Raw genomic sequence first — 13,310 nt, 5'->3', positions numbered from 1 at the left:
AGTAAAGCCGTTAGAAAGTAAGCCGGATAGAGCCGCCATACGTGCGGGTCTGAGGCAACGCGTTGTATTCCAACCCTTGGGAGTTGCTCGCGCCCTGGGCATTCACCTCGGGGTCAATGTGCGGCACATTGGGAGCATACAGGAATACGTTGCGGGCGTTGAGGCCTAGCTCCACAGAGCCTAGGAAAGTCCGGTTGGTCAACGCTTTAGGCAGCACATACGTCAAGGCTACTTCCCGTAAGCGAATCCAGGAAGCATCGAAGATAATGTACTCGGCTACGCTAGCGCCATAAAGGTCTGTGAAGTAATCCTCGGCGGTAATCTGCGTCGTGTTGGGCGAATACGTACCATCGCTATTCGCTACGACACCTTTGTGCACGTAGGTGCGGTTACGGTCTTGAGTTTCTTTAACAGAGCCCGAGCGACGCAAGTCGGTGATGTTACGGCCATAAATATCGCCGCCATAGCGCACGTCGATCAGCGTATTCAGCGTCAATCCTTTCCACGAGAAGGTGTTCGTCATGCCGCCGGTCCACTGCGGATTTGGATTGCCTACGATCTGGTTAGCAGCGGCTGTAGCCGTCCGACCATTGGCATTGAGCAACAACTGGCCATCAGGGGCGTGTTGGAACACACTGCCGAAAATGACGCCATAGGGCTGACCTGCAATCAGGCGCGTGCTAGGTGTGGTAAATCCGCCCAAGGTAATTTGCTCTACACCAGGGGCTAGCTCCAGCACCTTCGTTTTGATGTGCGTCCAGTTGATGGAGTTGCTATAGGTGAAGTTGGTCGTTTTAACAGGCGTGGTAGTAAGCAATACCTCAATACCTTTTGCCTCCGAGCGACCGATATTCTGGTAAGAGCTAGTGAAGCCCGAAGCACCAGCCACCGGCACAGCGAAGATGATGTCTTTGCTCTGCTGGTTATATACCGTAGCTTCTAACCCGATGCGGTTGTTGAAGAAGCCCAGATCAGTACCTACTTCGTAGCTGGTCGTGAACTCTGGACCTAGGTTCGCATTGCCCGCAGCGTTGCCATACGACTGGCCTGATTGCCCCCGGAAAGGGAAGGCTAGGGCAGGACCAAAACCATCAGAAGGGTTGTTGGTGGAAGCGTAATACGTCTCCGTGCGGTATTCCTCTGCTTCACGACCTACTTGTGCCGCTGCACCACGAATAGAGGCAGAGCTCAAGATGCGGTTATCTTTCAGGGTAGGAATAAGCTCCGTCAACACTACGCTGGTCGAAACGCCAGGGTAGAAGTAAGACCGGTTCTCCTTACCAAAAGTAGATGACCAGTCATTACGGCCGCGCAGGGTAATGAATGCTGCTTTGCGGAAATCGAAACCTACTTCGCCAAACACCCCGATCAAACGACGAGCGGTTTGCAAGCCGTAAGGAGTAAAGTTGAGCGTGTTGGTGATGTTGTCGTAACCCCGAACCTGGATGTTGTTGCCTACTACGCCAATATCCGTTGTGCGACGTTGGTTGATTTCGTTACCCACCAATAAACGAACCCCGAACTTTTCATTTATATCGTGGTGCGCGTTCAAAAACAAGTAAGAGCTGAGCTCACGACGGGTGTAAGTTTCATCCTCAATGGCGCCTACACCGCTTACGGCTGCGGCACCTTTGCCATCCCGCGCGTTTACGCGCTTGATGGTTTGCGCGTAGGTATCCGTACCTAGCTTATAGTCTAGCGACAACCAATCCGTGAAGTCGTAACCGAGGCTGATGTTGCCCACAATACGGTTCAACTCATCGTTGTAGGTGTTGTACTTGATGGTCCATAAGGGGTTATCATCCGTGCTATACCAAGTGTTGTTCGCGGCAAGGCGACCGTTCGTCGACGTAACATCGCTCGGAACCTGCTGGCCACCGGTAGGCAACTCGTAAGGGTAGCGGCTGAGGTCGTAGCTACGCGGCAAGAACCAAGACCGGAAGAAGGGGTTTGCGAGTTGGTTGCCCTGCTGTGTCCGTTGCGAAACGTTATTGGTGAAGATGGTGCTAACAGAGGTGCGTAGCTTTGGCGTAAGGTTGGCGCTACCGTTGAACGTTACCGTGTTACGCTTCAGGTCGTTGTTGTCCAGAATACCTACCTCGTGGAGGTTGCCATAAGAAGCATAATAGCGTGTGCGTTCGGTGGCACCCGAAAGCGAAACGTTGTTCTGGAAGTTAGAGCCCGTCTTGAACAGGTCCTTCACGTTGTCCGGATTGATGCTGAGCTGCTCTTGTTCGCCGCGGAAGTTGGTAACGGTTTGGCCAGTTGCGACTGGGCCCCACGACGTGTTGCTCAAAGGGTTAAATACACCGCGGTTGCCTTGAGCGTAGGTGTTTTGGTAGTCAGGCATGCGCGATACCTGTACGATGTTGTAATTCGAGAGGAGCGTTACCGTCTGCTTCTTCGAGTTCTGGGAAGCACCTTTTTTCGTGGTGATAATGATAGCACCAGCCGCTGCGCGCGAACCATACAGTACGGCAGCCGCCGGGCCTTTCAGCACCGACACTGACTCGATATCGTCTTGGTTGATATCGATAGCCCGGTTGGAGTTCGAAACGCCGGATTGCAGTGCATTGGCGCCGCCACCGTTATCAATTGGAATACCATCTACGACAAATAGTGGTTGGTTGCTACCCGTAAACGTGGTTTGGCCGCGAATGAAAATGCTAGCCGAGGAGCCAACCATGCCGCTGGAGCCCTGAACGCGTACACCAGCTACCTTACCGGATAGTGAGTTGACAACGTTTGTTTGGCGGGCTTGCGTTAGCTCTTCGTTCTTAACTTCTGCAACCGAGTAGCCTAGCGACTTGCGCTGTTGCTGCACCCCAAATGCCGTCACAACTACCTCGCTCAACTGCTTGGTGTCTTCAGCTAGGCGGATAGTGAATTTGCTCTCGTTGCCAACAGCAAGCTCCTTGGTTAGGTAACCGATAGAGCTAATAATCAAGACACTATTGTCGCTGGGTACACTGAGTGTGAAGGTGCCATCCGCGTTAGTTGATACACCTTGTGAAGTTCCTTTAACTAGGACGGTCGTACCGGGAAGCCCATTACCACTTACCTGGTCTGTTACCTGACCCGATATACTTCGGCTCTGGGCAATTACGTGTTGCTGTAAAGCAAACACAAGTGATAAAAATACAAGTAGAAATTTTCTCATAATGAGATGTGTGTGATGAGAAGAAAAAAGGAGTGCGAATACTACGATTCATAATAAACTCATTGTTAAGTTACAAAGCAATGATTTTAACTGCACCACACTATTACTAGATGAATTTTTAATAAAAGCAGCCTTTTATAGGCTATAAGTAAACTTTGACTCCACTCGCGGATAAGCATAAGTAGGGTGAACGATAATTATTATTCTAAAATTAAAACTCAATTAAAATTGTACTTATGTCATGTGGAAACCCATTGCAAAGAGTTGTAATCAACATTTCGGTGCCTAGTTGGTCAGTTTTGAATTCGCAGGATGTAATAGGAAATAACAGTCTATTCAAAGTCACCGCAGTCAGGGTAGGGTGTGCCTAGTCGACGTGGGTTAAGTGAAATCAACAATAACCTACCAGGGCTAGCTCCACTGGGCGCTCTTAAGCTACAACCATAAGGATATTGGCTGCTGTCTGTCGAGTGCCGGCCTCTGCCAGTTGCGAGAAACGCAGGTAGCTAGGAGTGGAACGTTAAAAAGATTGACAACAAAAAAGCCCTAATCAGCTATTGATTAAGGCTTCAGGCACGGAAAGAAGAGAGCTGCGAGCTACAGCTCCTTGCGCATCACGTAATCGTTCATCCAGAAGGGGCCAATCGGAATATCCTCCTCGCGGTAGCGTTGAAAGCCCTGACGCTCATAGAACGCAATAGCCGGATTGTAGCGGTTGACGTTCAACTCCAAGGTGGTGCCACCCGCAGCCCGTACGATGTCCTCTACCGCCTGGATGAGTTGCTGACCTAGGCCTTGGCCCTGGTGAGAAGGGAGCAAGTAGATCTTATTGAGATGATAAACGCCTTGGTCTTTAGGCGAATACGACGCGAAGCCACTCGGATGACCTTCGCAGTATAATAGCAAGAACTGGTGTCCTTGGTCGTGCATCTGCCGCTGCAAAGATGCGGGCGTGTAGATGACACGGTACATGTACTCAAGCTGGTCCTTGGAGATGATAAAACGATAGGTTGGCTCCCAAGTAGCTTCAGCAAGACTGACAATGGTGGGAATATCGGCCAGGGTGGCAGGCTGAACAGTAACAGCGGCAGAATGTGGTAACATAGGCTGCAAAAACGTCATTTTTCGGCGAAGAACCGAACCCATTTAGCGTATACTGCCGTTTTAGGCCCGAATTTCCCACAGTACCAAATACGAACGATGCAACACAATCGTTCGTATTCAACATTCCTACTATTGCATACGATGAAACGACTCTTGCTGCCGCTTGCCCTTCTTACGACGACGCTGACGCCCTTTGCCACCCAGGCCCAACAAAAAACGACGGCGGCTACTCCCTCGGCGGTAGAACGAGACTTACGAAGCTTCAGCACCTGGGTCGATCAGAAAATCGACAGTGCTTCGGCCGGTGCTCACCGCAAATGGCCCAAGCTCATGGCCGACTATGACCGCCAAAGTGCCCGCCTCGACCGCGCCGTGGATAGCCTCTCCGTGCAGTCGAAGCAAAAGTACGCCGCACAGAAAGCACGCTACAAGACGTGGGCCGCTGAGCAGCAGAGCGCTGAAGCAAGCATACAAGGTGACCCTGCAAAAGCCACAGCCCTTCAGACTAAATTGCTGGGTGAAAAAGTAAACATTAACACGACGCGTGCGGCCGAGCTGCCGGATTTGTACGGCCGCTTCCTGGAGTCGACGCGGGCACAGCGCCGTACTTGGACCACCGCTGATTGGACCGCTGCGGGAGTAGTGCTGGCAAAGCTCAATGGGCGCTACGACCAAGTGCGCGACCAGCTAGATATCGACGAGAAAGTGCGCATACGCTCGTTGCAAGGCGAGTTCCGAACCTTGGAAAAGGCAAAGGACATGAAAGACATTTTCAACGGCCTGTAAGTTAACTTCTGTCAGGCTGAAGCCCTAGGTAGGGGCTGGCGCATTAGCCAGTCCCACGCCATAGAGGCATCATAGAACATTTCGATGGCGATGTGAGGCTGCACGCGCTTCATAAATTCAATACTGACGATCTGATTGCTCACATCAGTGGCAAAGACGTAAGCCACGGCTCGCAGGCCATCTTTTACAGCTTGCGGGAGCCACTCATATTCAAGCCACGTCATTGCTTCGCTCCAGTCGCCGGTAGCTTCGTGCTTGTCGTTTAATACAAAAGGGCAGTGAAGCCAACTCTGTAGCGCTGTTGCTTGCTGCGCCCCTTGGATAACTGCTTCGGCCGTTATATTACCAAACCAGCGTGCGTATAGTACCTGTTCAGACTGATAATGCCAGAACTCCAGCAGAAGTTGGCCATGAATATCATGTACAGTTTCTAAATGATTGGGGGGGATAGACATCGGCTGGTATAGCTATAGGCATGGGTGGATAAGGCACGTGACTAATATAACATAAATTAGAAATTATTGGTCTATGGTTAGCTTTTACTATTGCTGTAACTAATTGCCAGCGGTTCTGGCCTGATGCCTTATTTTTGCGGCTCACTTTTTCGTTCCGCACCTAGCTCATGCACATTGCAATCGTCGGGAACATTGGCGCCGGCAAAACCACGCTGGCTAACAAATTGGCACACCACTTCCACTGGGAGGTGTTTCTAGAAGACGTAGATCATAATCCTTATCTCAAGGATTTCTACGACGATATGCCCCGGTGGGCGTTTCATTTGCAGGTGTACTTTCTGAACAGTCGATTCCGCCAAACGCAGAAAATCAAAACCATCCAAAGCGCCGGCAAAGGCGTCATTCAGGACCGCACCATCTATGAGGATGCCCACATCTTCGCGGCTAACCTGCATGAGTCGAGCCTCATGACCGAGCGCGACTACCAGAACTACCTGAACCTGTTTGAGTCGATGATTAGCATGGTGGAGCCGCCCGATTTGCTGCTCTATCTACGCGCCGATCTGCCCAAGCTCATTCAGCAGATTGAAAAGCGCAACCGCGACTACGAAAACAACATCAAGATTGAATACCTGCGTAACCTCAACGAGCATTACGAGAAGTGGATTAGCAGCTACAAGCACGGTAAGATGCTCATTGTTGACGTAAGCCACCTCGACTACGTGCAAAATCCCGAGGACCTAGGTACGATCATCGACCGCATCAACAGCACCTTATTTGGCCTGTTTTAATTAAAAAGGGAGGAACGCGCCACGACGCGTTCCTCCCTTTTCAGCTATTAGCTTTACTCTCCATCCAAGGCCCGGTTCAGGAATTGCACGAGCGGCTGTGCTGCCTGAAAGCTCGCTAGCACACGCGGCACAAAATCGGGGGCTAGGAGTTCGGCGTCGGTGAACGATTGCGACACAAAGAAGTCTTTCAGTTTAAGCCACTCGATGTCGGGGTCGTTCTTGTCGTACCCTTTCGGTGGGCGTTGCAGCCGCTCGCCTTCGAAGCCATCGGGGAAGTGTTGTTGTAGTTTCGGAGCTTGGCGCAGCTGGTGAAACTCGGCGCCGTTGTAATGAATCTCTTGGCGGATACGAGCTAGGCCCGCTGACTCGGGGCGCCATTTGCCAGCCCCCACCCACGTTTGGCCGTTGGCCTCTACCGCAATAAAGTAACCCGCCCACGGTGAGTGGCGCCCGCCGCGGCCCATACCGGCTCCCATCCGGTTTTTATACGGCTCGTCGCTCTGCTGAAAACGGTCGTTTTTGTTGATCCGGAACATCGAATCGGAAGGTGTGATGCCTTGCAAATCGGGGTCGAAGCGCTGCAAGCCGTGCAGTAGCTCCTGCACCAATGCCGTGAACGTAGCCCGTGCCCGATGGTAATCGGCACGATTGGCATCCATCCAAGCTTTGTTGTTGTTGGCAGCTAGGTTGTTAAGAAATCTGAGCAGAAAGGGGAGGTCCATAGGAGTAGATGTAGGCAGGTGATACGCGGCGTTTGTCGCTTGGGCCGCCTGCCTAGGATGTGCTGTACTAGCCGCTCAACGACGAACGCGCCATGACGCGTTCCTATCGGTTATTTGTAGTTGAGGACGGTCAGGGTATCGCCCACGCGCAACGTGCCTTGTTTGGGGCCCGTGACGTTCTGGCCAAACCTTACTTTCTTGTTGATGGTGCGGTAGGTGGCTAGGGTGCGCAGCGGCTCGCTGTGGCTGCTTTTCTCAGCTGTTTGCTGATCTATGGTCGTGACGACGCACCGGCTGCAGGCGCATACCGCCCGGAAAGCTAGGTCGCCGATCTGAAACTCATACCACGTGTCTTCCGCGCAAGGTTCGCCGCCCGTGAACACGAGGTTCGGTCGGAAGCGATTCATCGGCACGGGCTGATCGAGACGAGTGTTTAGCTCGGTCAGGGCCGCTTGCCCAATAAGTAGGTATGGGTAGCCATCGGCGAAGCTCACCAGCGTATTTCTAGGGTTTAGCTCCGGTTCCACATCGCGCCGCACCATATCCGACATATACACCAATTTGCAGGGCTGCCCCAAGGCTAAGCTGAGCCACTCGTCGGCGGCCTTTTCGGCGCGCCAAGCAAATACCATATCGTCCCAGATGGTAACAAATAAAGTGCGCTCAGGGCTAGCTTCGAAAGGCACGTAGAGCGGCAGCAGTTCCGGGCGCTGCCGGTGCGTGAGCAAGAAGCCGTTATAGGCAGGATGCACATCAAGCAGCGCCATCTCGGTGTTTTGCCGCTGCGTCATGAACTGGTTGCGCTCATTTACCACCAACCAACGGCGGTCGTGGCGCAGACCTCTCGGTTCAACAGCGGCTTCGTTTAGTCGAATACCGCCAAGTGATTTAATAGGATAGATGTAGAGGTCGGAGAGGGTAAGAGAAGCGGACATGTGAGCAAAGGTACGAAGCTAGGTGCTGGTGCATGCTTCGTAAGTAGGAGAAATAAGTACCCCTACAAACCAAAAGAGACGCACAACCTTGTGCGTCTCTTTTGGTTTGTGAGGTTGCGTTTTAGCGCTTATGGCTGCTGTTGAGCCAACTCCACGGCGCGGTACAGGTTCACGACACCACCCGTGTTAGAGAGCTGATCGAAAGGTACTTTGGTCTGCGTGCCGGGCTTCAATACCTCCGTGTGGTAAGGCACCGTCGACTGCTGGATAATGCGCTTTAGATCAGCGGGCGTCAACTTGGGGAAGTACGACTTTAACACCGCGGCAATACCCGATACCACGGGGCCTGCCATACTGGTGCCGCTTTCGTTACCATACTTGTTGCCGGGCAGCGTCGAGTAAATGTTCACGCCGGGCGCAAACACATCCACGGTCCGCTTGCCGTAGTTAGAGAACTCCGCTGCTAGCTTCTCGTCGTTTTGGCGGGCCGAGGCGCCTACCGTAATCATGTTCGGAATGGTCTTGCCATCCAGAAAGCGCGGCGATGGATACTGCGTCTCCACGTCCAGATCTTTGTTCTCGTTGCCTGCGGAGTGCACCAGCAATACACCTTTGCTACCTGCGTAGCGAATGGCTTCTTCTACAGCAGGGCGCTGGGGCGAATAATACTTGCCGAAGCTCATGTTGATAATCTGGGCACCGTTATCGGCGGCATAGCGAATGGCATTGGCTATGTCTTTATCGTGCTCGTCGCCGTTAGGCACGGCGCGTACCGCCATGATGCGCACGTTGGCTGCCACGCCTTGCACCCCTAGGTTATTGTCGCGGTCGGCGGCAATGATGCCAGCAACGTGCGTGCCGTGCTCAGGGTCAGGGCCCGTTACGTCTTTGTTGCCGTACGCGTGATCTTTAGTGTTATCGGGGTTGTCACCCACGATGTCGCGCGGATTGTATTTGAGGTTCAGCGAGTAATCCAGGCCCGTTTTGCCGTGCTCGGCCGCCTTTTGCATTTCGGCTACTACTGTTTCAGCGTCGGCAAAGCCCATGGTCGTGATGCCCCGATAAAGCTGGGTGGTGACATCAAGCAGTGCCGGATTGGTCGTAGGCGGGTGGTGCAGGGTAGCCGTATCGAGGCGGGCCACGTTCAGGGCCTTCTTCACCTGCGTTACTACTTCGCTGGTTTGGTCGTAAAGCTGCCCAATCTGCTGCGCCTGTTGGGTACTCTCGGCGAGCTTCTCCTGGTAGGTTTTCTTCACCTGCGTATACAAGTCGAACTCGTCGCGCTTGGCTGCTGGTACCGCCGTGCGGGTTTTGCCCTCATACAAGGGTTGCAGTTTGGCCATCAAACGGGTGTCTTCATACGTGTCGATGTCGACGTTGCGGCCATCTTTTCCACCTAGGAAGTTCCAGCCGTACACATCGTCTACGTAGCCGTTGTGGTCATCATCCTGCCCGTTACCCGCAATTTCTTTGGGGTTTTTCCACAGAACGCGCCGCAAATCTTGATGGGCCGTGTCTACGCCGCCGTCGATGACAGCCACAATAACGGGCGTGGGGCTAGGTGTGCGGTTTTTCAGCAGATCTTGGTACGTCCGGTTGGTACTCACGCCAACGGCACCATCTTTTTGAAAATCAAGGTGAAACCATTGCTGCGCCTGAGCTTCGGCAGGGGTAAGAGGAGCGGGTGGAGCCGGCGTCTGGGCGAGGGTAGCAGCAGGCACTAACAGCGCCAGCAGCAAGGGTTTGAGGGAAGAAGACAAGGAAAAAGACATTAGTGAGATGCAAGCAGAAAAGCGACTATACGCTGCCCAACATAAAAGATGGGCGAGGGGTGCGACGTCGATAGAAGAAAGTAACGAAATATGCTAAAGACACTAGATCGGATAAGAAAGACGTATCAAGTGGCAGTGCCTTGTGCGTGCGGAAGTAGCCAATCTTCGCCGGCTCGACTTAGGCACTGTACGCGGGTGTTTTTTTCGCGGTACACTTCCAGAAGACCTTCGCGTACGAGGTTATCAGCCACGCGTTGAGCTGCTTGGGCAGTAAGCCCGGCGGCGGCACCTAGCTGGGCATTCGTTTGCCAGCGCTCTGCCATCAGGGCGTAGGCTATGCGGGCTAGGGTCCGGCGGCGGCGTGGATCTTTGGTACCTAGGCGTGCGCCCAATGCATCTCCTAGCCGTTCCTGAATTGCTTCAGGCGTGAGCAGAACAGGTGGCACTTCATCACGTGTAGCAATGCGATGCGCGAACTGTTCGAGTACAGGTGAAGGAGAAGGGCTAGAATCAGGCATAGGATAGTTGTTGGATCGAAGTTTCCAACAACTGGATATAAGTAAACAAGTGCTGGATACTTTATATTGTTTAGTAGGATAAATTTCTATTCAATAAAGTATAAGTGCTGAGGTAAGATAAATAAAACGGACGTGTTGGAGAGATAATCGAAGGTATTAGCCTGAAATTGAGTGCAATGGATAAAGGGTACTAAGGAGTGGAGTAATTAACCTAGCTTTTGGATGAATACAGTAGTTGCTAGAAAGCTTGGTAAAGACTCGTAGCGGTAAAGATAACAAATCTTGTACAGAGGATATTTACAGCCCAATGAGGGTCCCAGCAAACTCCTTGGTTGTCGTGGTGCTTTGCGGCATATTCCTGCTCTAATTGAGAAGCTAGGTAAGTCATGCGAATCACTTGTTTGAGAACTGCCGCAACCTCAAGGCTCTCCGTGTATCTTTACCTCGTTTCATTGTCATTATTCGAATGCGTCTCCACAACTTTCGCGCGGCGGTGCTGCTCTTGCTGCTGCCGCTGCTTACCCACGCCCAAACGCCTAAACATTACACCTCCGCTGATATTGCCCTAGGTCTGCGCAAGTTGAATGTGCTCGGCTCGGTGCTCTACATCGCCGCCCACCCCGACGACGAAAACACGCGCCTGATTGCCTACATGGCCAACGGACGCTTGCTCGAAACCGGCTACTTAGCTTGCACCCGCGGCGACGGTGGCCAGAACCTCATCGGACCCGAAATCCGGGAACAGCTAGGGGTCATCCGGACGCAGGAGTTGCTGGCCGCCCGCCGCACCGATGGCGGCCGGCAGTTTTTCACCCGTGCCAACGACTTCGGCTTCTCCAAAACGGCTGAAGAAACCTTCACCATCTGGGATAAGGAGCAGGTGCTCGCCGATATGGTGTGGGTGATCCGCCAGCGCCGCCCCGATGTGCTCATCACCCGCTTCCCGCCCGATGCTCGTGCGGGCCACGGCCACCACACGGCTTCCGCCATCCTGGCCGCCGAAGCCTTCGATGCGGCCGGCGACCCCAAGCGCTTCCCCGAGCAGCTGAAGTACGTGCAAGCTTGGCAGCCCAAGCGTCTGCTCTGGAATACGGGCAGCTTCTTCGTGAAGCCCGGTGAATCAATGACCGGCTACTTGAGCCTCGATGCGGGCGGCTACAATGCTTTCCTAGGTCAGAGCTACGGCGAAATTGCGGCTACCAGCCGTTCCAACCACAAAAGCCAAGGCTTCGGCTCGGCTGCTACACGTGGCGAGGCGCTGGAGTATTTTCAACCGGTGAAAGGGGAGAAGGCAGCGAAGGATCCGTTTGAAGGCGTGGATATGACTTGGAACCGCGTGCCGGGTGGCGTGGCGGTGGGGAAGTTGATCGATGACGTTATTAAGAAGTATGATCCGGCAAATCCGTCGGCGAGTGTGGCGGGGCTGGTAAAGGTGCGGGCAGCTCTGAGTAATTTGCCTGCGTTGCGAGCTGCTAAGCAGGGAGACAAAAATGCGCAGCAACGCCCGGAGTACTTCTGGCTTCTTACCAAAGAACAGCAAACGGAACAACTTATTCAAGCGTGCCTAGGCTTATACCTAGAAGCCACGGCTACAACGGCTACTGTGGCCCCAGGTCAAACGGCTACCATTACGGTAGAGGCAATAAACCAGTCAGCAAGTTCTGTTGCCGTGCGTCAGGTATGGGCAGAAGGCTTCAGCCAGGCGGCACCGGAAACCAAAGAATTGAAGCAAGGTCAAACGCTACGTCTGACCTTGCAATTGCCATTGAGTACTAACTCGCCTGTCTCGCAGCCCTATTGGTTAGTAGAACCAGGTACCGTGGGCATGTATGCGGTACCCGCTAAGCTTGCGTTAGATCAAGCGGATTCCACCGCTCGTACGGGCGGTAGTTCAAAGCAATGGTTAACTATTAACAGGCAGAACCTTATTGGCCGACCTGAAAGCCCGGCTTCTATCGGAGTGACCTTAGAGGTAGTAACACAAGGAATATCTACCTACTATACGGTGCCTGTTCAGTACAAGCACACTGATCCGGTACAAGGTGAGCTGTACCAGCCTCTGACTGTAGTGCCAACCGTTGCCGTGAATATCGGCGGCAAAGCGTATGTCTTCTCCGAAAACCAGCCGAAGACTGTCCCGGTGACGGTGCGAGCTGGGCGCGATGGGGTGCGTGGTACCCTAGCTTTGGCGCTGCCCGCCGGCTGGAAATCCGAACCCGCGTCGGCTAGCTTCGACCTAGGTACGAAAGACCAAGAACGCACCATTCAGTTTCAGGTGCAGCCCACTGGGAGCCAGGAAAGTGCTGGTCAGCTTCGCGCCGTGGCCACGGTTGATGGGCAGCAGTATTCGCGTGGCATCCAGACCATCGCCTACAACCACATCCCGACCCAAACGCTTTTCCCCGAAGCTGTAGCGCCACTGGTGAAAGTGGATCTGAAGCGCAAAGGCCAGCAGATCGGCTACCTCATGGGCGCCGGCGACGAAGTGCCCGACGCTCTGCGCCAGGTAGGCTACACCGTCACGCTGCTGAAGGAAACCGACATCACGCCCGAAAACCTGCGTCGCTTCGATGCCGTGCTGCTTGGCGTGCGCGCCTACAACGTGCTCGACCGCCTGAAGGTGCTCCAGCCCATCCTGCTCGACTACGTGAAAGACGGCGGCAACCTCGTGGTGGAATACGTGGTGAACCGCGGCACCGTGATGCCGCAAATTGGGCCGTACCCCTTCACGCTATCCACCGACCGCGTGACGGTGGAAAATGCGCCCGTCACCTTCCTCAAACCCCAGCACCCACTGCTGAACGCGCCTAATAAGATCAGCGCCAAAGACTTTGAAGGTTGGGTGCAGGAGCAAGGTCTCTACTATCCGAGCCAGTGGGACGAGAAGTACCAGACCATCATCAGCAGCCACGACCCTAATGAAAAACCAAAGGAAAGCGCTATTCTCGTAGCCGATTATGGCAAAGGGCACTATATCTATACCGGTCTGTCGTTCTTCCGGGAACTGCCAGCCGGCGTGCCCGGCGCCTACCGCCTGCTCACCAATATGATTTCGCTCGGCAAGTAA

The 13,310-nt window shown here is 53.6% G+C and carries 10 protein-coding genes; 3 read left to right on the top strand and 7 right to left on the bottom strand.

Annotated elements, in window-relative coordinates; translation table 11 throughout:
- Positions 1-10: 10 nt before the first annotated feature.
- Positions 11-3,160: a SusC/RagA family TonB-linked outer membrane protein gene (locus tag SD425_RS19725; protein WP_324671735.1), complete on the bottom strand. Its 3,150-nt coding sequence runs from the start codon at positions 3,158-3,160 to the stop codon at positions 11-13.
- 597 nt (positions 3,161-3,757) lie between these two features.
- Entirely contained in the window at positions 3,758-4,264 is a 507-nt protein-coding gene (locus SD425_RS19720) for a GNAT family N-acetyltransferase (protein WP_324671734.1), read from the bottom strand.
- 141 nt (positions 4,265-4,405) lie between these two features.
- Between SD425_RS19720 and SD425_RS19715 the strand changes: the two genes are divergently transcribed.
- Positions 4,406-5,050, top strand: a complete 645-nt coding sequence (locus SD425_RS19715; RefSeq protein ID WP_324671733.1) for a DUF6565 domain-containing protein — start codon at positions 4,406-4,408, stop codon at positions 5,048-5,050.
- Between the two features lie 11 nt (positions 5,051-5,061).
- Here SD425_RS19715 and SD425_RS19710 read toward each other — a convergent pair whose 3' ends face one another.
- The gene (locus SD425_RS19710; protein ID WP_324671732.1) at positions 5,062-5,505 is read right to left on the bottom strand and encodes a hypothetical protein; all 444 of its coding nucleotides are present in this window, start codon (positions 5,503-5,505) and stop codon (positions 5,062-5,064) included.
- Positions 5,506-5,672: 167 nt separating this feature from the next.
- Here SD425_RS19710 and SD425_RS19705 point away from each other — a divergent pair, with 167 nt between their 5' ends.
- Positions 5,673-6,296: a deoxynucleoside kinase gene (locus tag SD425_RS19705; protein ID WP_324671731.1), complete on the top strand. Its 624-nt coding sequence runs from the start codon at positions 5,673-5,675 to the stop codon at positions 6,294-6,296.
- Positions 6,297-6,349: 53 nt separating this feature from the next.
- Here SD425_RS19705 and SD425_RS19700 read toward each other — a convergent pair whose 3' ends face one another.
- The 4 genes from SD425_RS19700 to SD425_RS19685 form a co-directional block, all read right to left on the bottom strand.
- Positions 6,350-7,018 carry a DUF2461 domain-containing protein gene (locus SD425_RS19700; RefSeq protein WP_324671729.1) on the bottom strand — a complete coding sequence of 223 codons (669 nt, stop codon included), beginning with the start codon at positions 7,016-7,018 and terminating at the stop codon, positions 6,350-6,352.
- Positions 7,019-7,128: 110 nt separating this feature from the next.
- Entirely contained in the window at positions 7,129-7,953 is an 825-nt protein-coding gene (locus SD425_RS19695; RefSeq protein ID WP_324671728.1) for an MOSC domain-containing protein, read from the bottom strand.
- 128 nt (positions 7,954-8,081) lie between these two features.
- Positions 8,082-9,725: a S8 family peptidase gene (locus SD425_RS19690; protein WP_324671727.1), complete on the bottom strand. Its 1,644-nt coding sequence runs from the start codon at positions 9,723-9,725 to the stop codon at positions 8,082-8,084.
- A 125-nt stretch (positions 9,726-9,850) separates the two neighbouring features.
- Positions 9,851-10,243 (bottom strand): hypothetical protein, encoded by a 393-nt coding sequence (locus SD425_RS19685; RefSeq protein WP_324671726.1) that lies wholly within the window; start codon positions 10,241-10,243, stop codon positions 9,851-9,853.
- 466 nt (positions 10,244-10,709) lie between these two features.
- Here SD425_RS19685 and SD425_RS19680 point away from each other — a divergent pair, with 466 nt between their 5' ends.
- Positions 10,710-13,310 carry a PIG-L family deacetylase gene (locus tag SD425_RS19680; protein WP_324671725.1) on the top strand — a complete coding sequence of 867 codons (2,601 nt, stop codon included), beginning with the start codon at positions 10,710-10,712 and terminating at the stop codon, positions 13,308-13,310.

This window comes from Hymenobacter sp. GOD-10R (assembly GCF_035609205.1).
In the GTDB taxonomy this organism is placed as follows: domain Bacteria; phylum Bacteroidota; class Bacteroidia; order Cytophagales; family Hymenobacteraceae; genus Hymenobacter.
This window is presented reverse-complemented; position numbering and strand designations above follow the sequence as displayed.